Below are 21548 nucleotides of genomic sequence, written 5' to 3'. Positions count from 1 at the left end.
TTGGCGGCAGCCGCGACACTTTCGATCGCAGCCGAACCGCCTTCAGCGGCAGAGGCGAAGGAGGCGGTGCGCACGGTGATGACGCGCTTGGCTTCCGTCGTCTGTACCGTCTGGATGGCGTTGCCGGCATAGATCGGGCGCTTGAAGGTGTCGGAAGAGACGACCTCGATGATTTCCGAGACCTGGGCGACGTCGAGCAGCGCTGCGACGCGCGGCATGACGTTCTTGCCGACAGAGGTCGCCGCTGCGACGATCGTGTCGTAGTTGCCGGCGAGCGATACGATGAGGGCTGCCAGCGGCTCTGCGAGGTTGTTGGCAAGCGAGGCGTCGTCGGCGACGAGCACCTTGGCAACGCCTGCGAGCTTGGACGCCTGTTCGGCTGCCACCTTGGCGCCGCTACCGGCGACCAGCACATGCACATCGGCTCCAGTCCCACTGGCGATCTTGGAGGCGGCGGTCAGCGCCTTGGCGGTCTGGTCGGAAAGGTGGTTGCTGTCGTGGTCAGCCAGAAGAAGAATGGCCATGATGATATCTCCCTTCCTTAAATCAGAGCACGCCGGCTTCGGTCTTGAGCTTTTCGACGAGCTCGGCGACCGACTTGACCTTGATGCCGGCCTTGCGGCCCGACGGCTCCTCGGTCTTCAGCACCTTGAGGCGGGCAGCGGTGTCGACGCCGAAGTCCGCAGGGGTCTTCTTGTCGAGCGGCTTCTTCTTCGCCTTCATGATGTTGGGCAGCGAGGCGTAGCGCGGTTCGTTGAGGCGCAGGTCGGTGGTGACAACTGCCGGCAGCTTGATGTCGATGGTCTGCAGACCGCCGTCGACTTCGCGGGTCACGGTTGCCTTGCCATCGCCGATCTCGACCTTGGAGGCAAAGGTGCCCTGGGCCCAGCCGAGCAGAGCCGACAGCATCTGGCCGGTCTGGTTCGAATCGTCGTCGATCGCCTGCTTGCCGACGATGATCAGGCCCGGCTGTTCGGCTTCGGCGACGCCCTTGACGATCTTGGCCACAGTGAGCGGCTCGACCTGGTCTTCGGTCTCAACCAGGATGGCGCGGTCGGCGCCCATGGCAAGGGCCGTGCGTAGCGTCTCTTCGGCCTTGGCCGGACCAACGGAAACGACGACGACTTCCTCCGCCTTGCCGGCTTCCTTCAGCCGCAGCGCTTCTTCGACCGAGATTTCGTCGAAGGGGTTCATCGACATCTTCACGTTGGCAAGCTCGACGCCCGAACCGTCTGCCTTCACGCGGATCTTGACGTTGTAGTCAACGACACGTTTGACGGTGACCAGGATCTTCATGACTCTATCTCCTCAGGCGAGCGTATAGGCCGTCTTGACGGTGGTGTAGAATTCTGCGGCGTAGCGACCTTGTTCACGCGGGCCATAGGACGAACCCTTGCGACCACCGAAGGGTACGTGGAAGTCGACGCCAGCGGTCGGCAGGTTCACCATCACCATCCCGGCCTCCGAATTCCGCTTGAAATGGGTGGCATGTTTGAGGCTCGTCGTCGCTATGCCTGACGACAGACCGAAGTTGGTGTCATTGGCGACGGCAAGCGCCTCGTCGTAGTCCTTCACGCGGATGACGGCCGCGACCGGTCCAAAGATCTCCTCGCGCGCAATCCGCATGTGGTTCGTCGCCTCGGTAAAGAGGGCGGGCTGTAAGTAGAACCCGGGCGTCTCCCGCTCCAGCCTCGTGCCTCCGAAAGCGAGCTTCGCCCCCTCCCCGCGACCGATGTCGATGTAGTCGGCGTCCTGCTTCAGTTGGCTTGCGTCCACGACCGGACCGATATGGGTGCCTGCCTTGAGGGCATCATCAACGACGAGACCCTTGAGCCGCTCTGAAAGTGCACTGACGAAGCGGTCGTGGATCCCTTCCGTCACGATTAGACGCGATGAGGCCGTGCAACGCTGCCCGGTGGAGAAGAAGGACGAATTGGCCGCAGCCTCGACGGCGACGGAAAGATCAGCATCGTCCAACACGACGAAGGGATTCTTCCCGCCCATCTCGAGCTGGAATTTGCGGTTATGCTCGACCGACGCCAGCGCGACGCGCTTGCCGGTACCGACCGAGCCCGTGAAAGTGATGGCATTGACATCCGGACTGTCGAGAAGCGTCTGGCCGACGACGCTGCCGCGACCCATCACAAGGTTGACGACACCGGCAGGCGCGCCAGCACGGTGCAGGATGTCGACGAGCGCCCAGGCAGAGCCAGGGACGAGATCGGCGGGCTTCAGCACGATCGTGTTGCCATAGGCGAGCGCCGGGGCGATTTTCCACGCCGGAATGGCGATGGGAAAGTTCCAGGGCGTAATGATGCCGACGACACCCACCGGCTCCCGGGTGATCTCGACACCAATATTTGGCCGTACGGAAGGCAGGATTTCTCCGGAAAGACGCAAGACTTCACCGGCGAAGAAATCGAAGATCTGCCCGGCACGCGTCACCTCTCCGATCGCCTCAGGCAGGGTTTTACCCTCTTCGCGGGCGAGCAGGCGACCGAGTTCTTCCTTGCGGGCAGTTATTTCGTCGCCAGCCTTCTTCAGCAGCGCGTGGCGCTCGAGGATCGGTGAGCGCGACCAGGAGGGCAGCACGGCCTTGGCGGCGGCGATGGCCTGCTTCGTATCCTTGGCGCTCGCGCGAGCATATTCGCCGATGACTTCATTGGTATTGGAGGGGTTGATATTCGCCGAAGCGTCGCCGGACACCCATTCGCCGGCGATCAAGTTCTTATGCAGCATCGTCTTTTCCGTTCAGTGCAGGCCGAGATAGGCTTTGCGGACGTCTTCGTTATCGAGAAGTGCGGCGCTTTCGCCGGAGAGATGGATCCGCCCATTCACCATGACATAGGCGCGCTGTGAGAGTTTCAGCGCGTGATTGGCATTCTGCTCGACGAGAAAGATCGTCTTGCCCATAGCAGCGATCTCGCTCAAGACTTCGAACACGCGCTTGACGACGAGCGGCGCGAGACCGAGCGACGGCTCATCGAACAGGATCAGCTCGGGACGGGCCATCATGGCACGGGCGATGGCGAGCATCTGCTGCTCGCCTCCCGACATGGTGCCGGCAGTCTGGTTGCGGCGCTCCTTCAAGCGAGGGAAGAGCTCGAACATCGTCGCGCGGTCTTCGTCGAAATGATCCATGCCGATCGGCGTCGTGCCCATCATCATGTTCTCCTCGACGCTCATATCCTGGTAGATCTGACGCCCTTCCGGGACGAGCGCTATGCCGCGCCGCGAGATCCGGTTTGTCGGAACGCGGGAAATGTCCTCGCCTTTGTGCAAGATCTTTCCCGTCGAAGGCCGCGGCGCGCCGAAGATCGCGGAAAGAAGCGTCGTCTTTCCAGCACCGTTTGCGCCGATAAGGCTCACAATCTCTCCTTTGAAAATGTGGACGTTCACACTCTTCAGCGCCTCAACGGCGCCGTAGTAGGCGTGCACCTCTGCGAACTCCAGGAGAGGAACGTTGTTTTCGGACACCTGCTTCATGCGTGGACCTCCTCTTCGCTGACGCCGAGATAGGCCGCGACGACTGCCGGATCGTTCGCCACTTCGTCGGGCGCTCCATAGGAAATGACTTCACCGTGATCGAGCACGACAATGTGCTGCGAAATCCGCATGACCAGGCCCATATCGTGCTCGATGACGAGGACTGTCTGACCGTGTTCCTGGCAGAGCCGTTGAATGACCGCAGACAGATCGCGCGTTTCGGAGGGATTGAGACCGGCCGCCGGTTCGTCGAGGCAGATGAGCTGCGGATCGGTACACATGGCACGCGCGATTTCGAGGCGCCGCTGGCGACCATAGGGTAGCTCGCCAGCCAGCCGGTTGGCGTCGTCTGCAAGGTTCATCTCGCCGAGCCAATAATAGGCACGGTCGACAGCTTCACGTTCGGCCCGGCGGAACGCCGGCGTGCGGAAGACGCCGCTCAGCAGATTGTTTGCCGTCACCAGATGCTGGGCCACGAGCAGGTTCTCGACCACAGACATTTCCTTGAACAGGCGGATGTTCTGAAAGGTACGTGCAATGCCGGCTCGGGTGACGAGATGAGACCCGCCGGTAATCGGTTTGGTCGTCAGTACACCGATATCCTGTCTGCCATCGCGCCCGTTCAGGACAATCTCGCCTTCACTCGCGCGGTAGAAACCGGTGATGCAGTTGAACATCGTCGTCTTGCCGGCGCCGTTTGGGCCGATGAGCGCCGTCACCTTGCCGCGTTCTACCGAGAAGTTGACATTGCGGTTGGCGACAATACCGCCGAAGCGCATGGTCACGTTGCGCACGTCGAGAAGGGGTGCGTTCATCGGCCCGCCTCCGCGTTTGCTGCAAGTGTAAACCGCTGGCTGCTTTCCTCGGCTTTGCTCGGGAAAAAGGCCGGGCGTTTGATGCGCACAAGTCCGCGTGGCTTCCAGATCATCATCACGACCATCAACACGCCGAAAACCAGCACGCGGTACTCGGCAAAGTCGCGCAGCAGCTCCGGCAGAATGGTGAGCACGAGTGCCGCGGCAATGACACCGACGGTCGAGCCCAGTCCACCGAGGACAACGATTGCGAGGATGAGGGCGGATTCAAAGAAAGTGAATGAGGTCGGGTTTACGAAGCCCTGATGGACGGCAAAGAAGACCCCGGCCAATCCGCCAGTCGAAGCGCCAAGCATGAAAGCGGTAAGCTTGGTGAACACGTGATTCACGCCGAGCGAACGGCACGCGATTTCATCCTCGCGCAATGCCTCCCACATGCGACCAAGTGGCATGACGCGAAGGCGTTCGACCGCATAGATGACCAAGCACACCACCAGGAAGAGCACGATGTATATGAACCAGAATTTGTAATCGGCACTGTAGGGGATGCCGAGATATTCGTGCAGCGGAACGCCGCCCTGCTTGGCCGTCCGGGTAAACTCAATGCCGAGGAAAGTAGGGGCCGGGGCCGGGGCACCGTTGGGTCCTCCGGTGAACTCCAACCAGTTGTTGAGCACCAGGCGAATGATCTCGCCGAAACCCAGTGTGACGATCGCAAGGTAATCACCGTGCATTTTCAAAACCGGGAAAGCGAGCACCATGCCGCAGAAGCCCGCCAGCAGAGGGGCAATTACCAGCGCGCTCCAGAAGCCGAGACCGAGATATTGTGCGCCAAGCGCAAGGAGATAGGCGCCGACGGCATAGAAGGCAACGAAGCCGAGGTCCAGCAAGCCGGCGAGGCCAACGACAATGTTGAGACCAAGGCCGAGCAGGCAGTAGATGAGCGCGAGGATCGCTATGCCGAGGAAGTATTTGTCGGCGACGAGCGGCAACGCAAGTCCCGCGGCAAACAGTAGCGCGAGCACCAGTACCGGGGACTTCTCCGACCCTGTCATGACTGTCACGCCTGCCCCGCTACCGCCGACCCGGCCAATGATCCGCTGGCCAATGGCGGTCATTGCGATCAGTGATATCGCGACACGCCCGATGGTGACGATGGCGGCAAGCACGACGGCCCGCGTCATTTCATTGCGGAACGAAAAGCCCTCCAGAACAAGACCGGAGATGGGGCCGAACAGGATGAGCGACACGGTGAATGTAAGGAGCGCCTGCTTGAGGAGCTGTGGTAGGCGATTTTTTTCCATGTTCCTTCTCCTCATACTTTCTGGATTTCCGGGCGACCGAGCAGGCCGTACGGGCGGAAGAACAGGAGGAGAATGAGCAGCGCAAAGGCGAATACGTCCTTGTAGTCCGTGCTGACATAGCCCGCGAACAGAGCTTCGGTGAGACCGAGCAATACCCCGCCAAGGACGGCGCCGGGCAGCGACCCAATGCCCCCCAATACGGCTGCAGTAAAGGCCTTGATGCCCATGACGAAGCCGATGAAAAAGTTGAACGAGCCGTAGTTGAAGGTGACGAGCGTACCACCGACGGCGGCCGTCGCTGCGCCGATAACGAACACGGCGGAGATGATCCGATCGGTGTTGACGCCAAGGACCGCGGAGATCCGGATATTTTGCTGCGTCGCCCGGCATTCACGACCAATGCGTGTGTAGTTGATCACATAGGTTAGAATGCCCATGGCGATCAGCGAGGCGATAAGGATGACCGTCTGCATGTAGGTGATCTGCGCAAAGTGAACGTCGTCACCGAAGCGGAACGCACCGCTAATGAGTATTGGCACACCTTGGTCACGAGCGCCCTGAGAGATCTGGACATAACTTTGCAGCATCAACGAAATGCCGATCGCAGAGATCAGTGGAGCAAGCTTGGTCGAGCCACGCAGCGGCCGGTAGGCTACCCTTTCGATAGCCCAGCCATAGACGGCGGTGATGAGGCACGTGATCACGAGGATGGTAATCAACGCGAACGGAACGGACTGAACGCCAAAGAAGGCGAGAACAGCAAGGGTGATCGCGGCGATGTACGCGGAAACCATGTAAACGTCGCCATGGGCGAAATTGATCATACGGATCACGCCGTAGACCATGGTGTATCCGACTGCGATCAAACCGTAGATCGTGCCGAGCGTGATCCCGTTTATCAATTGCTGCGCCAAGATAAAGATATCCATTGCAGACCCCTCTTTTCTTGATTGGTGGAGGGGACCGGAGGAGCGCACACCAACCGGTCCCCTGGCGGGGCGCGACCTGGTTAGTTGCGAACCGGATTACCCTTGTCGTCGAACGAGTAGAAGACGAACTTGAAGTCCTTCACATCACCCTTTTCGTTCCAAGCGAGGTTGCCTACCGCCGACTTCACGCTGTTGGAGCGCAGCCAATTGACCTGATCTTCGATAGTCCCTTCCTTGGTGCCCTGTAGGGCAGCGACAATGGCCTGTGCGCTGGCATACCCAAAGAGCGTGTAGTTGTCGGGAGCGACGTTCTTGCTCTTCAGGTCGCTGAGGGCATCGGCCGCCGCAGGGTCTTCCTTCGGATCGGCTGCGGACGAATAATAGACACCCTTGAGGTTCTGCGGGCCCCCCGAGGCGGTAACGATCTCAGCCTGGGCCAAAGCGTCGCCGCTGACGAACACGACGTTCAGGCCTTGCTCGTGGATCTGGCGGATCAAGGGACCAGCTTCGGGAATGAGGCCACCGAAGTAGACTGCTTGAGCGCCCGTGCTCTTGATCTTGGTGACCAGTGCATTGAAGTCGCGTTCACCGCGTGTCAGGCCTTCATAAAGGACCGGCGTCACGCCACGCTCGGCGAGCGTATTCTTCAGCGCGTCCACCAGGCCCTGGCCGTACGTATCCTTGTCGTGGATCAGCGCGATCTTGTCGAACTTCAACGTGTCGAGGATGAACGATCCGGCCACGACCGCCTGCTGGTCATCGCGACCGCATGTGCGGAACATGGTGTCGAACCCGCGGTCCGTAACAATCGGATTGGTCGAGGACGGCGTCACCGTCAGGATGCCGGCATCGCTGTAGATCTCGGAAGCGGGAATCGTGCTGGACGAGCAGAAGTGCCCGACAACGGCCTGCACCTTGTCCTGGTCGACAAGACGGTTCGCAACTGAAACAGCCTGCTTTGGCTCGCAAGCGTCATCGCCCTTTACCAGTTCGATCTGCTTGCCATCGACGCCACCTGCGCTGTTGACGTTGTCGACATAGGCCGAGACCCCTTTCCACACCTGCTCGCCGAAAGTGGCGTTGGCACCTGTCATCGGTCCCGCCACGCCGATCTTGATCGTATCGGCAGCGGAAGCGTTGAAAGCGAGAACCGCGGAGACGAAAGCCGCGGAGGTGAGGAGCTTGGAAATAGATTTCATCGATATTCCCTCTGGTTAGGCCCTGTCTGGCCTTGTTTGTTCGAGCAACCGCGTTGGATCGCCGTTGATTGTTGTTGGCCAGCCCGAATGCCGGTGGTCAGGCAATCAGGGTGACAGTTTTATTCGATTGTCAGGTTCAGCTGTGGGCTACGGATATGCCCTTGCCGGCCATATGGAGCGTGCATCAAGTGCTCGCTGGCCCAAACCAAGAAACAACGGCGATAGACAAGTTTTACTTTTCTAGGCCGCTGCCACTTGCGTGTTTCAGTCGAACTCGTGCGTGGAGGACCAATCTTCCGAACAAATCCAGTCGCAGAACGTCGAGATGATCTTCACCCGCTTGTGGGCGCGCGGGACGACGAGATAGAAGCCGGGAATATCCTTCTCGTTCATGTCCTGGAGCCGGTCGACACCAAGCGGCGCGACCAGCCGGCCGGCATTGATGTCCGCCAGTGCGTCCATTCTCGACACGAGCCCCACTCCGAGCCCTGAGACCGCTCCGCGGCGCATCGTGGCAGCGTCCTGAAACTCGATCTCCCCTGCCACCTCGTGTGCTTCAAGTTCCAGGTGCCGAAGAACCTTGCCCCAAAGATTACGCGCCATAACGGGATGGAGGAGCGTAAGCCCAGTGAGGTCTCTTGGCTCTTTAAGCCTGGAGGCAAGCTCGGGGGCGCAGCAGATGACTTTTGGATCTCGGATTAACAACTGGCAGTCGTAATCCTTCCAGTTGCCAAAACCCCATTGAATGCAAACGTCGACTTCGTCGGCGGCGAAATCTCGGATGTTGACCATTGTCGTCATCCGAATATCCGCGCCAGGCATAAGCTCGCGAAAACGCTCCAGCCGCCCCATCAGGTAGCGAGTGGCGAAGTAGGGGCTGACATTGATGTTGATACGGTTGCGGTAGGTTGAATTCGTGACGCGCCGGATCCCCTCGGTAAACTCGTTGAAACCGGCTTCGATGAAATGAGAAAGGACGATAGCCTGTTCCGTCGGCTCGATGACCCTCGCCTTGCGCTCAAAGAGGGGTACGTGGAGGATATCCTCAAGAAGCTTGATCTGCTGGCTGACCGCCTGAGGCGTGACGAGCAGTTCGTCAGCGGCACTGCGGAAACTTCCCTGGCGCATGACCGCCCAGAACGCGCGAAGCGCGTTTAGGGGCGGAAGCCGCGTATGTTGTCCAACCAATTTCGCCCTCCCGACAGCAGAAACCAACGTTTCAAGCGCCATCTATCGGCGCCGCCGAGCCCAACTATATCACTGCCTTTTCAAGGAATGGACGGTTCTCGACCACGCGTTCATAGCCGACTTCAGTCAGATCCAGCGTGCGATATTCACCATAAGCGATCAACTCGGATACGCCTCGTCCGGTCGCTGGACCCTGCTGGAGACCATGGCCGGAAAAACCGTTGGCAAATACGAAATTGCGCACGTCTGGATGACGACCAACGATGAGGTTGTGATCCAGGGTGTTGAAATCGTAATGCCCCGCCCACTGGTTGACCACCTTGATCGCCTCGAACGCCGGCGAGCGCTCGGCCAAGGCCGGCCAGATAATCTCCTCGAACTCCTCGTAACGGGGTTCGAAGTCATCCCAATCGGCTGCCGGATCCTCGATGGGCGGGCACCCCGTCAGGAAGAAGCGCCCTTCCGGCCGGCAGAACACACCGGACGGATCGATCATCAGCGGCAAACGGCCCTGGTTGACGTTGGCGGTTCCCTCGGGTGTTTGCGCGCAATCGAACACAAAAAGCGTACGCTTGCGAGGCTCGACGGGGATGTCGATTCCCGCCATGCGAGCCGTTAGAGCCGCCCGTGGACCGGATGCATTGACGATCGTTCCAGCCTTGATGTTTGCGCCCGACTTCAAGGTCACAGACGTCACCAGGTTTCCTTCGCGGCCAACGGCTACGACTTCGTCGGTGACATACTCGACGCCAAGCGAACGGGCCTTGTTCTTAAAGCCGTACATCAACCCGGTGTTGTTGAACCAGCCCTCTCCTGAGCGACCATAGGAGGCCAGCTTAATGTCGGCAACGTTGAGGTGCGGGAATGCGTTGGCCAACTCTTCGCGGTTCCAAAGCACGACATCTGCCCCGCAGGAAACCTGAGCCTCATGGTTTTCCCTGAGGATCTGCACCTGCTCCGGAGTGCTCGCCAGAAACAAGTAGCCACCTGAATGAAAGGCTAGATCAGGCTTGTCGTCACCGACCTGCATCATATCTGCGAAATTGCGGATGACCTCGGATCCGTATTGGCTGATCCTCACATTGATCGGGTTCGAAAACTGCGTGCGGATCGAGGAGGACGATAGGGACGTTGCCGCCTTCAGATAAGTCGGATCCTTCTCGACAACGAGGATCGTTCCGTTGAAATCCGGATTGGCCGAGAGATAGTACGCGACGGCGGAACCGATCACGGCACCGCCGACGATGACGACGTCATACTGGTCTTTCATTTGGATGCCTCATCGTCGGGATGGCCGATGTCGACGAACCATCCTCCAAGGTGAATGGTTGATGGCGCCATCGGATCGAGGGGCTCCTTTTGCGCCTCAACCTTGTCGCGGTAGGGCTCGGAGTTGTCCCTTGGAACATAGCCGATATGGCCAGCCTTCGAATTGTCGACTGGCTTGACGGCATTGTCCGAGATGCCAAAACTGATCGTGTGACCCACGCGCGGCGCCGTGAGGCTTGCGACTACGAGACCGATGCAATCGTCGAACGACAGCCAGGACCACAGCATGCGTCGGTCGGCCGGCTCGGGAAACGACGAGAAGATGCGCAGGCACACGCTTTCAAGCCCGAACTTGTCCCAATAGAACCGGCTGAGCGCCTCCACGAAGCACTTCGAGACGCCGTAAAGGCTGTCGGGCCGAACCGGCGCATCCGTGTCGATGTGGGCCTCGAGCGTGTGGTAGCCGATCGCATGCACAGAGGACGCATAGACTACGCGCTTTACCCCATGCTTCCTTGCACCTTCGTAGATGTTGTAGCTTCCTCGAATATTGGAATCGAGGATATCCTGCCAGGACCGCTCGAGCGGCACGCCGCCAAAGTGAACGATGGCGTCGACGCCTTCGGTCGCCTTGCTCACGGCTGCTTCGTCGGCGAGATCAAAGACCATCGCCTCCTCGTTCGGCTTCAGATCCTTGACCTCCGTGATGTCGGCCAGCCGCAGCTTGTCGCCCAACGGCGCCAGGCCACGACGCAATTCCGTGCCGAGGCGACCGGCTGCGCCCGTGATCAGAATGGTCTTGTAGAGCTTGGGCATTTGTCCTTCCAATCAGATTTCGAGTTTGCCGACAGCAGCGCCGATACGTTTGACCGCCTCGGCAAGGACCTCCTCGGAGGTCGCGGTGGAAATGCGGAAGAAGGGCGAAAGGCCATAAGCACTGCCCGGAACGGCCGCGACATGCCCCTCTTCGAGAAGGTACTTTGCGACGGCAACGTCATCGACCAACGTCTGACCTGATGGCGTCGTTGCGCCGATCAGCGCGGCGCAGCCGATATAGGCGTAGAAAGCCCCTTCAGGCGGATCCAGACTGAGTGCACTGATCTTGGCGATGCCCTCCACGACGAGATTGCGGCGACGCTCGAATGCGGTGCAAAACTCCGCCACATCATCCTGCGAGCCTTCGAGCGCAGCTGTGGCTGCAATCTGCGCCGGAGCGGACACAGACGTGCAGGACTGGCTCTGGATCGTCGCCATGGCCTTAATGAGATTTCTCGGGCCCGCGGCATAGCCAACACGCCAGCCGGTCATGGCATAGGCCTTGGACATGCCGTTTACGATCAGCGTGCGGTCACGCAACTCCGGGCAGGCTGCGCCGAAGGAAACGAAGGTGCGCCCATCGAAGATGATGTGCTCGTAGATTTCGTCCGAGAGCACCATGATCCTTGGATGCTTGGCAAGCACCGCACCGAGAGCCTTGAGCTGCGCCTCGGAATAGACCGCTCCGGACGGGTTGCCGGGCATGTTGAGGAAAAGCCAGCGCGTCTTGTCGGTTATCGACGCTTCCAGCACTTCCGGCGTCAGCCGAAAGCCGTTTTCGGCCGGACAAGCCGGCGTCACCGGGACGCCGCCGAAGAGCTTCACCATTTCCGGGTAAGAGACGAAGTATGGAGCTGGCAAGATTGCCTCGTCTCCTTCCTCGATCGTCGCCATCAGCGCATTGAAGATAATCTGCTTTGCGCCGTTGGCGACGGCAATCTCATCGATCGCGTAGTCAAGGCCGTTCTCGCGCTTCAGCTTGCCCGCAATTGCCTTGCGCAAATCTGGGGTGCCAAGGGATGCGGTGTAGAGCATGCGCTCCTTGCGCGCGGCCTCGAAAGCCGCTTCGGTGATGTGGGCGGGAGCAGGGAAATCCGGTTCGCCGAGGCCGAGATCGATGACATCGATCCCGGTCGCTGCCAGATCCTTGGCTGCCTGCGACACGGCCATCGAGGCGGAGGGTTTCACTGCCGAAAGTCGGCTTGCGATATGGCTCATTGCTTCTTCTCCGTCACATAGCCCTTGAACAGGTCTTCGGCTCTGGCCTCGGCCGAACGTTCGGCTGGATTTCCGTAGCCGCCGCCACCGGGCAGCTCCAGCACCAGCCGGCGGCCGGACGGCACATGCTGCCACCCCTTGGGCCGCAACTTCGTGCCGTCGTCGAGCCGTGCGGACCCAGGCGCCCCGTCCTGGCCTCCGTCACGTCCGCGCGGCGGTGTCGAGATGCGGTCGAACATGGCCGAAAAATCGAATTCATGGCCCTCGGCAGGTGCGATCTCGATGATCTGGCCCAATCCGCCGCGATACTTCCCCGCCCCGCCCGAGTCGGGACGTAGTTCCTTGCGCCAGACGACGATCGGACCGGTATGCTCCGTAGCCTCGATTGGCATCGTATGGACGCCGGAGGGAAATGCTGTCGACGACAGGCCGTCGAGGGTTGGACGCGCGCCCATGCCGCCAGAGTTGAACATGAGTACTTCGGCGCGGCGCCCGGCACTGCCCGAAACCGGGCGCGCCGAAATGTGGATGTTCCAAAGAGCTGCGGCGCCTTCTGCGAGGATCTTGCCAGGCAACGCCTTGGCGAGAGCTCCGAGCACGAGGTCCGGCACCATGTGGCCGATGACGTGACGTACCGAGACCGGAGCGGGACGTTCGGCATTGAGGATATTGGTCGGCGAAGACACGTTGAAGACGGCAAGCGAGGCGGCGTTGTTTGGAATATCCGGGGCAACCACGCATTTCAGTGCGTAGCACGCATAGGCCTTGGTATAAATCAGCGGGACATTGATGCCCCAACGGCTCATGGCGTCCGTGCCGGCGAAATCGACATTGACTCCGGTTTCGGTAATTTCGACATTCGCGGCAAGCTTGATCGGCTCGTCGTAGCCATCCGTCAGGACTTCATTGGACCACGATCCTTTTGGAAGGCCAGCGATGCGTTCCATTGTGGCGGTGTGCGTGCGCGACAGGATGAAGTCGCCGAGCGTGTCGAGATTGTCGTAGCCGACCTCGGTCAGCATCTCGATCAACCGCCGGTGCCCGACGTCGTTGCAGGCGGCAAGCGAGAAGAAGTCGCCGATCACCTGGTTGGGTTCGCGCACGTTGAGACGAAGGATCTTCAAGAGATCCTTGTTCACCTCGCCGCGCTCGGCGAATTTCATGATCGGAATCTGTATGCCTTCTTCATAGACCGACTTGCCGTCCGCCCCGAAACCGCGCCCGCCGACGTCGACAACATGGGCGGTGCAGGCGAAGAAGCCGATCAGTTCGTCGCCCTTGAAGGACGGGGAGACCATAGTGATGTCGTGCAGATGGCCGGTACCCTTCCACGGGTCGTTGGTGACGTAGGTATCGCCCGGATACATTTCGTCGCGCGGAATTTCTGCGATGAAGTGCAGAACCGCTTCGGCCATGGTGTTGACGTGACCGGGCGTGCCAGTCACGGCCTGGGCGAGCATTTCGCCCTTGGCGTTGTACACGCCGGCCGACAGATCGCCCGCCTCGCGCACGGACGTCGAGAAAGCGGTGCGCAGCAGCGTAAGAGCCTGTTCCTCGACGACCGAAATCAGGCGGTTCCACATTACCTGCATGCGGATTTCATTGATATCGCTCATAGATCACAGACCTTTGCGCACGAGAAGAATGGTTCCGTCTGCCTGGATCACGGCATCGAACGGCGATGTGACGATGGTCGAGGTTTCGCGCTCGACGATGACGGCCGGCCCGGTGACGCGCTCGCCGGGCGAGAGCGTGTCGCGGGGTACGATCGCCGTCTCCAACTCCTTGCCGGAGGCGGGATCGAAGACCGACCGGCTCGATGGCACGGGCGCCCGGGCACCTTCTACCTTCAGTTCGAACTTTTCACTCTCGGGCCGAACATCCTGCGCCTTGACCGACCAGGTGACGAATTCGATTTCCGGGCCCTCTACGGCACGGCCGAAGAATTGCGCATAGCGCTCCTTGAAAGCCTTCTCGATCATCGCTGTGTCCGCGTCGGTGAAAGCGCGATCAGGCAGCGCCACCGGGATTTCCCAGCCTTGACCGGCATAGCGCATGAAGGCGGTGATCTCGCGGATGATTTCGCCATCCGTGCCGGCGCGCACGAAACCTTCGGCTGTCGCCTTGAGATCGTCCAGCATGGCATTGATCAGGCCAGGCTCGAATTTGGACAGACCCATGATCTTGGAGGCGAGCGCCTCATAGCCGAAGGGCGCCTTCAGGAACCCGATCGCCGAGCCCACACCTGCGCCTTGCGGGATGAGGCACTGGTCAACGCCGAGCTTCTCGCACAGACGGGCAGCATGGAGTGGAGCTGCTCCGCCGAAGGCGATCATGATGTTCTCGGAGATGTTCTTGCCGTTCTCGACGGCATGAACGCGAGCAGCATTGGCCATGTTTTCATCCACAACCTCGACAATGCCGAAGGCAGCCGCCTGGGAACCAAGCTTTAGTTTATCGCCGACATCCCGGGAGATTGCCGCGCTCGCGTTGGCGACCGACAATTTGATCTTGCCGCCGGCGAAATTATCCGGATCGAGCTTACCGAGAACAAGGTCGGCGTCGGTGATCGCCGGGCGATCGCCGCCGCGCTGGTAACAGGCCGGTCCAGGCTCGGAGGCTGCCGATTCCGGCCCCGCCTGGATGCGGCCCATGGCGTCGACCCAAGCGATGGAACCGCCGCCCGCACCGATCTCGATCATCTCGATCACGGGAATGGAAATCGGCATCCCCGATCCCTTGCAGAAGCGGTATGTACGCGCAACTTCGAAGGTGCGGGCGGTATGCGGCTGGTAGTCCTCGATCAGGCAGATCTTCGCCGTCGTGCCACCCATATCATAGGAGACCACGCGATCGAGACTGAAGCGGCGCGCGATATCGGCGGCAAAGATCGCGCCGCCGGCAGGACCCGATTCAACGAGACGTACCGGGAATTCCGATGCTGTCTCCACCGAGATGAGACCTCCACCCGAATGGATCATGAAGACCGGGCAGTCGGCTCCCATCTCCTTGAGGCGCACCTGCAGGCGCGAGAGATAGTCCGCCATCTGCGGACGAACATAGGCATTGGCGCAAACGGTATTGAACCGCTCGAACTCGCGCATCTGCGGAGAGACTTCCGCCGAGATCGAAATCGGGATCGATAGCTTTCTCGACAGGATTTCGCGGGCGCGCTCTTCATGCGCGGGATTCATATAGGAATGGATGAAACCGATGGCGACGGCGCCGAAGCCGCGCTCGGCGATCACGCCGGCAAGGGTTTCGAGCGCCTGCTCGTCGAGGGGTTGCAGTTCCCTCCCCTGTGCATCGATACGTCCCTTGATCGGAAAGCGATCTTCGCGGGGAATGAGCGGCGTTGGCAAAACGAGGCCAAGATCGTATTGCTCGAAGCGGTTTTCCGTCCGCATCTCGATGACGTCGCGGAACCCTTCCGTGGTCACAAGCGCAGTTTTCGCCCCACGGCGCTCGATCAAGGCATTGGTCGCAAGCGTCGTGCCGTGGATGACGATATCGACATCCTTTGGCTTGATGCCCGCGTCGCTGGTGACGATCTCGATCCCATCGAGAATTGCCTGTTCTGGCGCCGCGTAGTTGGTCAAAACCTTCGTGGAGAAGAGCTTCCCTCTCAGGTCCAGTGCGATGTCGGTAAAGGTTCCGCCGATATCGGCACCAAGTCGGATTTCGTGACGCTGTGTCATGCGGTTTCCTTTGCAGAAAGGGCAGCATTGCGCATCTGGCTGAGCGTCTGGCGCGGGGTCAGCGCTTCGGGCGAAATGTCAAGATCGAGGAGCGCGCCGGTCTTCGAGGCGCGGGCACGCTCGAAGGCGGCGGCGAAATCAATCGTGGACTCCACCCGCTCGGCATGGAAACCATAGGATTTTGCGAGCGCGACGAAATCGGGATTGATCATGGAGGTACCGGAAACGCGGGCCGGATAGGTGCGCTCCTGATGCGCCCGGATTGTCCCGTAGATCCCGTTGTTGAGCAGAAGTATGATCGGCTGTGCACCGTGCTGGAGTGCAGTCGCCAGCTCCTGGCAGTTCATCTGGAAGTCTCCGTCGCCGGCAAAGCAAACGACCGTGCGATCGGGATGGGCGACCTTTGCCGCCACGGCCGCCGGCACGCCGTATCCCATTGCGCCCGATTGCGGGGCAAGCAGGCGCGCTCTTGGACCGAACTTGAAGAATTTGTTCGGCCAGACGGTGAAGTTGCCCGCTCCATTGGTGAGGATGACGTCATCCGGCAGCACATCGTTCAAGAATGCGGTCACCTTGCCCATATCAACCGGGGACGGCAGGTCGGGAAGTTCAAAGCCCTTCTCATAGGCCGCGCGTGCCTTTGCCCGCCACTCCGCCCAGCCGCCCTTGATCGGCTCGAAAGCACCAAGGGCCTCGGCGAAGGCGTTCGGCCCGCTGTGGATGCCGAGAGCGGGGCGATAGATCTTACCTATTTCCAGATCCGAGCCATGGACATGGATAATTTTTTGCTTCGGCTGCGGAACTTCGAAGAGTGTGTAGCCGTCCGTCGAATTCTCCCCGAAACGATTGTTGATGGCGAGGATGACGTCGGCGTTCTTGAGCAGTTCCTTAATCGATGCCACCATGCCGACGCCGGCTTCGCCGCAGAACGTCGGCGAGGCATTGTCATACTGGTCCTGGTAGCGAAACACGGCAACGACCGGGATGTCGGAGGCTTCGGCGAAGCGCTGGACTATGGCCATGGAACCATCTTTCCAGTTGCATCCGCCATAGAGGATCACCGGGTGCTTGGCGCTGACGAGCATCTCCCGCACTTGCTTCATGGTGGAAGCAGCCGGCGCCGGTTCCACAAGGTCGACTGGCCCAGACAAGACGGGGGCGGTGGTGAGGGAGGTGAGCATGTCTTCGGGAAGCGCGATCACGACCGGGCCGGGCCGGCCTGACACAGCCATCGTCCAGGCACGCGACACAATCTCCGGAATGCGCTCGACCTGGTCGATTTCCACAGCCCATTTGGCCATGCTGCCGAAGACCGCCTTGTAATCCAGTTCCTGGAACGCCTCGCGGCCCTTCATTTCGGTGCCGACCTGGCCAACGAAAAGGATCATCGGCACCGAGTCCTGCATTGCTGTGTGCACGCCGATCGAGGCATTAGTGGCGCCTGGGCCGCGCGTGACGAAGCAGATGCCGGGCTTGCCGGCCAGCTTGCCGTACGCTGCCGCCATGAATGAAGCACCGCCTTCATTGCGGCATAGAACGAAGTCTAAACGACCGGGCGTGTCGTGCAGCGCATCGAGCACTGCCAGATAGCTTTCTCCCGGGACGCCGAAACTCTTCGTTGCACCGAGCGCCAAGAGGCATTCGACGAGCAACTGCCCTCCATTACGTTCCATGTTCATGTTCCTGTCGTTCGATAGATTCAGATGACATCGGCATTGGGTTCGCGTGAAAACCCGAAGCGGCCAACAGTGAAAGCGCCTCAAGCCCCAATCCATTGAATGGCGGCTTGCCCAAGGGAAGGCGATGGACCGTGATGCCTGTACCGCGAAGTTCGTCGTCAAGGGCGCGAGCGAGCGCGTCCACTGCCGCAGCGACTGTCCTTTCGACAGCACTTCCAGCATCCCTGTAATCGGGCGATACCATCAGAAAGGCGCCACGGCGCCGTGCGATCATCGAAGGCAGGACGGCACGCGTGACATGCAGCGTCGCGGACAGGTTGACCTCAAGCGCCATATCGATATCCGCCTCGGTGAGGCGCAGAAATCCGATTTCCTCGGGCCACCGAAGGGCCGCGTGGATGACGGCCTCGGGCTCCATTCCTTCGACAACGAAACGAACATAGTCGCGATCGGTCAAGTCCATTGCCATCGGGACGATGCCATGGTCGCCGCGCATCTCTTCAAGAACAACTCGATCACGGCCGAGAGCATGCACCTCCCAGCCTCCTTTTGCGAGCGTCGTCGCGATCACGCGTCCAGGGGCACGTGTCGCCCCCGTAACTAGTGCTTTCGTCATCACACGATCTCCATGAGGCACTCAGAGAATGCCGCCGGGTGCCGCGCGTAGAAATCAAGAAATTGACACCCTTCGGCAAGTTCTGCTTGTCCGAGGATCATGCGAAGGAGATCACAAGAGGGTCCAGGCTCCCTCGCTACGCAAGGGAGAGCTTTCGCGGCTAGGATGTTGCGCGAGTGAAAAGGCGATGCACCCAGTCAGCAACCCGGTCTGCGACGGACATCTACGAACCCATCCAGCGGCCGCATCCCTTACCTGCCCGGCCGCGCAAGCGACCGGGCAATGTCGATGATGTCGTCTCTAGATGCGGTCGGGTCTTCCTTGTTCCACGCAACCCCCAGCCCGATCTTGAGATCGACACCGCGCACGGGCCGAAGCTCGAAACCACGGTTCGGCAGATCCTTCGTCCATTCCGGGGCAAAGCCGATGCCGAGGCCGGCCGAAACCAGCGACACCAGCGAGAACGTGTCGTCGCAGCTATAGGCGATGTTGCCGGTCAGACCATGGGTCTCGAACATCTCCGAGAAATACCGCTCCGAATAGGAGAGGTTCTGACGGGAAAAGGCGATAATCTTCTCGGAGCGAAGATCCTCGATGTCGATCTCGCTCCGAAGCGCCAGCTCGCTCGTCTTTTCGACCGCCAGCAGATAGCGCTCATGCGCAATCGAGAAGAAGCGCAAGGAGCCGATGTTTTCGACCGGTCGGATGAAGCCGAGATTGATCTGGCCGTTTTCTAGTCCACGGATGATGTCGCTGGTCGAGCCGCTCGTCACATGCAAAGCGACATCCGGAAACTTCCGGCCGATGCGCGCGAGAAACGCCGGCAGCACGCCTATTGTTGCCGGATAAACGGTTCCGATCTTGATCGTGCGTGCCGCTTTGCCGGCAACCGAGCGCGCCACCTCGGCCGATAGTCCGACATCACCAATGATCCGGACCGCCCGATCGTAGAACACCTCCCCTGCCCGCGTCAGTTCGACCCGGCGCGTCGACCGCTCGAGCAGCCGGACACCCAGTTCCTTCTCCAGCGCCTGGATGTGAGAACTCAGCGCCGGCTGAGCGATGCACATCCGCACCGCCGCCCGATTGAAGTGCAGCTCCTCGGCAACCGCAACGAAATAGGAGAGTTGGCGTAGTTCCATGTTCATGCTCCGACTTTCGGTCCACGAAAACGCGAGTGGTCCACTCTTGTGCAACCATCAATACCCTATTTTGGGGTATCCGAAAATCGGTTTTATTGAAGGCGTCAGTTTTCTCAAACTGGCGCTCTGATTTGTCTTCGTTCCACGCAATTGTTTACGGTCGAATGATTGACGGGCTCATCGCAGCCCGCAAAGCTGCAAACATCACTCAAGTCGAATTGGGGGAGCGCATTGGCCAACGACAAACGTTCGTTTCCAAGTTTGAACTTGGTGAACGCCGGTTGGATGCTGCCGAGTTCGTGAAGGTCAGCCGCGCGATCGGCGCCGATCCGTTTGAGATCATGCGCGAAGCAGAATTGGACTAGCCTTTGGGTCGACGCTCTGGCTAACCTGCGGGCCGTCCCGGTCGATACATTCTGGGACCCTTTTAGCCCAGAACGCGAACATCCTCGCAACAAAGCCGTGCACAGGACTCGAGAAGAACGGCTCCCTTCGACCCCAGAGCGGCCATCCGATGCAAGCTCGATGATGTGGGCCGACCCTTGGGAGAGAACGGAGAATAGCCGCGCTGCCGCAGCAAAGGTGTTACGAGATCGAACCGCTTCCCCAAACCGCAACCGCTTCTATCGGCGGAGTACCGAATCGGCCGGCTGAGCCGTCATTATCGGATCGGCATGCCGATGGACAATCTTCCAGAGACCGTCCTCTGGGCGAAAGACGCTCGTCACGCGTAACGCCAGAGGGGTAACATCGCTTCGACCGCCAACCTTGGACCTGAGCCGCTCTACTTCGACGAGGTATGCCAGCTCAGACGTCACACACTTCGCTATGTTTTCGAAGCCGGTAGCATCGCCGTCCCTGTAGTTCGATGCCGCCTGTTCCATCGTCTCAACGACCGGCTTCCATCCATGCACGAAAGGGCCAAAGGGATTGCCCAGTGTTACATCGTCTCGTTGGGAAAAGAGCTTCTTCGCAGGCGCGGGGTTTCCTTTCATGAACTCATCCAGAGCCAGGTGGTATTTTTCAACTGTTTGATCGAAGTCATTGGCGTCAAGGGACACGTCATCCTCCCTGTCGTTGTATCTCTGATCCGGACTGGCAACTCCCGTAGGTCAACATTCTGTGTGTCCGCAGCAGCGAGGCATTTTCCCTAACTGCAGCGCAGTGCAGGTTGGCTTGGTCAGTATAGCACGGCGCCATACAAGGTTCGCGACAGCAGCGTATTGAGACGGCTCGGTAAATGGCCGCTCTCCACCCGCTCGCGACGATCGGCGCTTGCCCAAGCGACACGGCGGCAAGCCGACTGCGTATCCCTCGCCTTGAAGGGAATCGAACCTTCCGCCCAGGCTTTCGCATGCGATAAGTCCTGGTTCGGTCGCCCGCGGAACCTAATCCTCTTGGGTGACTTTTCGCGCATCCTCCACGCGTTCTACTATCTTGGCGGGAAATCTGGAGAGGGGCATGCACTATCGCCAAAGGTCGGTGCTGTTCGCAGCACCTGGACTGATCATCGGAGCTGCCGCACTAGGCGCTTCGGGTGGTATAACTGTTGCAGATTTCGATAAGCCAGAACTGCTGATCGCCGCCCTGCTTGTCGGTCTCATCATCGGCATGGCCGTTGAGCAGCTCCTATCCACGATGAGAAAGCAGGCGTGGCGGGAGAAAAACAGATCACGCTGGGAGGAAAAGCGCAGCAATGAGCGCATCATACCGGGGCCTTGGCTTCAGAAGCCAATTGCGGAACCATTGAGACCAGTCGACGCCACGGATCAACTGCGTATCGTGATGCGCTCGCATTTCACCATTCAACCGCTCCTCAACAAGAGCGAAGCACGCGTGTTTAGGGAACTCGACAGCGTCGTGATCGCCTGCAATCCTTCTTGGCAGGTAATGGCGCAGGTTTCGCTGGGTGAGATCCTCCGAAGCACCGATGCGGACGCCTACCGTTGTATCAACTCCAAGCGTGTCGATCTGCTGCTCGTAGACAGCAATTGCCAACCGCGGCACGTCATCGAATACCAGGGCGGAGCGCACCACCAAGGGGCCGCGGCCGCGCGCGACGCAGTAAAGAAAGAGGCGCTGCGACGCGCCGGGATCGGATACTACGAGGTCGTGGCTGGCCAAACGACCCCGTCGGAACTCAGGCGCTTGGTCGAGAAGCTGGTGGATAAACCGAGTGTCACCTAACG

Annotated in this window: 19 protein-coding genes and 1 pseudogene; 2 read left to right on the top strand and 18 right to left on the bottom strand. The window is 60.0% G+C overall.

Features of this window, described 5'->3' with window-relative positions; all coding sequences use genetic code 11:
• The 17 genes and pseudogenes from ACTJKE_RS24335 to ACTJKE_RS24255 all read right to left on the bottom strand — a co-directional run.
• Positions 1 to 524, bottom strand: a pseudogene (locus tag ACTJKE_RS24335) (electron transfer flavoprotein subunit alpha/FixB family protein); the annotation flags it as partial.
• Positions 525 to 546: 22 nt separating this feature from the next.
• Positions 547 to 1296 (bottom strand): electron transfer flavoprotein subunit beta/FixA family protein, encoded by a 750-nt coding sequence (locus ACTJKE_RS24330; RefSeq protein WP_057254773.1) that lies wholly within the window; start codon positions 1294 to 1296, stop codon positions 547 to 549.
• Positions 1297 to 1308: 12 nt separating this feature from the next.
• Complete coding sequence (locus ACTJKE_RS24325; protein ID WP_440692675.1) at positions 1309 to 2739, bottom strand: aldehyde dehydrogenase family protein; 1431 nt, start codon at positions 2737 to 2739, stop codon at positions 1309 to 1311.
• Between the two features lie 12 nt (positions 2740 to 2751).
• A complete protein-coding gene (locus ACTJKE_RS24320; protein ID WP_440692673.1) occupies positions 2752 to 3486 on the bottom strand; it encodes an ABC transporter ATP-binding protein in 735 nt (244 codons plus the stop codon).
• Entirely contained in the window at positions 3483 to 4301 is an 819-nt protein-coding gene (locus tag ACTJKE_RS24315; protein ID WP_440692671.1) for an ABC transporter ATP-binding protein, read from the bottom strand. Before ACTJKE_RS24315 ends, ACTJKE_RS24320 begins: the two co-directional genes overlap by 4 nt.
• The gene (gene livM, locus ACTJKE_RS24310; RefSeq protein WP_440692669.1) at positions 4298 to 5605 is read right to left on the bottom strand and encodes a high-affinity branched-chain amino acid ABC transporter permease LivM; all 1308 of its coding nucleotides are present in this window, start codon (positions 5603 to 5605) and stop codon (positions 4298 to 4300) included. The genes ACTJKE_RS24315 and livM overlap by 4 nt, the downstream gene beginning before the upstream one ends.
• A gap of 11 nt (positions 5606 to 5616) precedes the next feature.
• Positions 5617 to 6534, bottom strand: a complete 918-nt coding sequence (locus ACTJKE_RS24305) for an ABC transporter permease subunit (protein WP_440692667.1) — start codon at positions 6532 to 6534, stop codon at positions 5617 to 5619.
• A gap of 80 nt (positions 6535 to 6614) precedes the next feature.
• Positions 6615 to 7733, bottom strand: a complete 1119-nt coding sequence (locus ACTJKE_RS24300) for a branched-chain amino acid ABC transporter substrate-binding protein (protein WP_440692665.1) — start codon at positions 7731 to 7733, stop codon at positions 6615 to 6617.
• Between the two features lie 264 nt (positions 7734 to 7997).
• On the bottom strand, positions 7998 to 8963 hold the full coding sequence (locus ACTJKE_RS24295) for a LysR substrate-binding domain-containing protein (protein ID WP_440692663.1): 966 nt from the start codon (positions 8961 to 8963) through the stop codon (positions 7998 to 8000).
• Positions 8964 to 8985: 22 nt separating this feature from the next.
• Entirely contained in the window at positions 8986 to 10191 is a 1206-nt protein-coding gene (locus tag ACTJKE_RS24290) for an NAD(P)/FAD-dependent oxidoreductase (protein WP_440692661.1), read from the bottom strand.
• The gene (locus ACTJKE_RS24285; RefSeq protein ID WP_440692659.1) at positions 10188 to 11006 is read right to left on the bottom strand and encodes an NAD-dependent epimerase/dehydratase family protein; all 819 of its coding nucleotides are present in this window, start codon (positions 11004 to 11006) and stop codon (positions 10188 to 10190) included. Before ACTJKE_RS24285 ends, ACTJKE_RS24290 begins: the two co-directional genes overlap by 4 nt.
• 12 nt (positions 11007 to 11018) lie before the next feature.
• On the bottom strand, positions 11019 to 12224 hold the full coding sequence (locus ACTJKE_RS24280) for a pyridoxal phosphate-dependent aminotransferase (RefSeq protein ID WP_440692657.1): 1206 nt from the start codon (positions 12222 to 12224) through the stop codon (positions 11019 to 11021).
• Positions 12221 to 13840, bottom strand: coding sequence for a hydantoinase B/oxoprolinase family protein (locus ACTJKE_RS24275; protein WP_440692655.1), 1620 nt, complete (start codon positions 13838 to 13840; stop codon positions 12221 to 12223). Before ACTJKE_RS24275 ends, ACTJKE_RS24280 begins: the two co-directional genes overlap by 4 nt.
• 3 nt (positions 13841 to 13843) lie before the next feature.
• On the bottom strand, positions 13844 to 15922 hold the full coding sequence (locus tag ACTJKE_RS24270) for a hydantoinase/oxoprolinase family protein (protein WP_440692653.1): 2079 nt from the start codon (positions 15920 to 15922) through the stop codon (positions 13844 to 13846).
• Entirely contained in the window at positions 15919 to 17595 is a 1677-nt protein-coding gene (locus tag ACTJKE_RS24265; RefSeq protein WP_440692651.1) for a thiamine pyrophosphate-dependent enzyme, read from the bottom strand. Before ACTJKE_RS24265 ends, ACTJKE_RS24270 begins: the two co-directional genes overlap by 4 nt.
• Entirely contained in the window at positions 17585 to 18217 is a 633-nt protein-coding gene (locus tag ACTJKE_RS24260; protein ID WP_440692649.1) for an SDR family oxidoreductase, read from the bottom strand. The genes ACTJKE_RS24265 and ACTJKE_RS24260 overlap by 11 nt, the downstream gene beginning before the upstream one ends.
• A 251-nt stretch (positions 18218 to 18468) precedes the next feature.
• Positions 18469 to 19359, bottom strand: coding sequence for a LysR family transcriptional regulator (locus tag ACTJKE_RS24255; RefSeq protein WP_440692647.1), 891 nt, complete (start codon positions 19357 to 19359; stop codon positions 18469 to 18471).
• 95 nt (positions 19360 to 19454) lie between these two features.
• On the opposite strand from ACTJKE_RS24255, the gene ACTJKE_RS24250 reads away from it, so the two are divergent.
• Positions 19455 to 19724, top strand: a complete 270-nt coding sequence (locus tag ACTJKE_RS24250; RefSeq protein ID WP_440692645.1) for a helix-turn-helix domain-containing protein — start codon at positions 19455 to 19457, stop codon at positions 19722 to 19724.
• 258 nt (positions 19725 to 19982) lie between these two features.
• Here ACTJKE_RS24250 and ACTJKE_RS24245 read toward each other — a convergent pair whose 3' ends face one another.
• Complete coding sequence (locus ACTJKE_RS24245) at positions 19983 to 20420, bottom strand: YybH family protein (protein WP_440692643.1); 438 nt, start codon at positions 20418 to 20420, stop codon at positions 19983 to 19985.
• 400 nt (positions 20421 to 20820) lie between these two features.
• On the opposite strand from ACTJKE_RS24245, the gene ACTJKE_RS24240 reads away from it, so the two are divergent.
• A complete protein-coding gene (locus ACTJKE_RS24240) occupies positions 20821 to 21546 on the top strand; it encodes a DUF2726 domain-containing protein (RefSeq protein ID WP_440692641.1) in 726 nt (241 codons plus the stop codon).
• Positions 21547 to 21548: the final 2 nt, after the last annotated feature.

This window comes from Ensifer sp. 22521 (assembly GCF_052044795.1).
Lineage (GTDB): Bacteria > Pseudomonadota > Alphaproteobacteria > Rhizobiales > Rhizobiaceae > Ensifer.
Note: the sequence above shows the minus strand (reverse complement) of the source record. Positions and strands in the feature narration are given on the sequence as shown.

Coding starts and splice junctions, on each gene's coding strand:
- ACTJKE_RS24330 (WP_057254773.1), bottom strand. CDS start 1,296: ATGAAGATCCTGGTCACCGTCAAACGTGTCGTTGACTACAACGTCAAG.
- ACTJKE_RS24325 (WP_440692675.1), bottom strand. CDS start 2,739: ATGCTGCATAAGAACTTGATCGCCGGCGAATGGGTGTCCGGCGACGCT.
- ACTJKE_RS24280 (WP_440692657.1), bottom strand. CDS start 12,224: ATGAGCCATATCGCAAGCCGACTTTCGGCAGTGAAACCCTCCGCCTCG.
- ACTJKE_RS24295 (WP_440692663.1), bottom strand. CDS start 8,963: ATGGCGCTTGAAACGTTGGTTTCTGCTGTCGGGAGGGCGAAATTGGTT.
- ACTJKE_RS24265 (WP_440692651.1), bottom strand. CDS start 17,595: ATGGAACGTAATGGAGGGCAGTTGCTCGTCGAATGCCTCTTGGCGCTC.
- ACTJKE_RS24275 (WP_440692655.1), bottom strand. CDS start 13,840: ATGAGCGATATCAATGAAATCCGCATGCAGGTAATGTGGAACCGCCTG.
- ACTJKE_RS24315 (WP_440692671.1), bottom strand. CDS start 4,301: ATGAACGCACCCCTTCTCGACGTGCGCAACGTGACCATGCGCTTCGGC.
- ACTJKE_RS24305 (WP_440692667.1), bottom strand. CDS start 6,534: ATGGATATCTTTATCTTGGCGCAGCAATTGATAAACGGGATCACGCTC.
- ACTJKE_RS24240 (WP_440692641.1), top strand. CDS start 20,821: ATGCACTATCGCCAAAGGTCGGTGCTGTTCGCAGCACCTGGACTGATC.
- livM (WP_440692669.1), bottom strand. CDS start 5,605: ATGGAAAAAAATCGCCTACCACAGCTCCTCAAGCAGGCGCTCCTTACA.
- ACTJKE_RS24300 (WP_440692665.1), bottom strand. CDS start 7,733: ATGAAATCTATTTCCAAGCTCCTCACCTCCGCGGCTTTCGTCTCCGCG.
- ACTJKE_RS24260 (WP_440692649.1), bottom strand. CDS start 18,217: ATGACGAAAGCACTAGTTACGGGGGCGACACGTGCCCCTGGACGCGTG.
- ACTJKE_RS24255 (WP_440692647.1), bottom strand. CDS start 19,359: ATGGAACTACGCCAACTCTCCTATTTCGTTGCGGTTGCCGAGGAGCTG.
- ACTJKE_RS24290 (WP_440692661.1), bottom strand. CDS start 10,191: ATGAAAGACCAGTATGACGTCGTCATCGTCGGCGGTGCCGTGATCGGT.
- ACTJKE_RS24320 (WP_440692673.1), bottom strand. CDS start 3,486: ATGAAGCAGGTGTCCGAAAACAACGTTCCTCTCCTGGAGTTCGCAGAG.
- ACTJKE_RS24270 (WP_440692653.1), bottom strand. CDS start 15,922: ATGACACAGCGTCACGAAATCCGACTTGGTGCCGATATCGGCGGAACC.
- ACTJKE_RS24285 (WP_440692659.1), bottom strand. CDS start 11,006: ATGCCCAAGCTCTACAAGACCATTCTGATCACGGGCGCAGCCGGTCGC.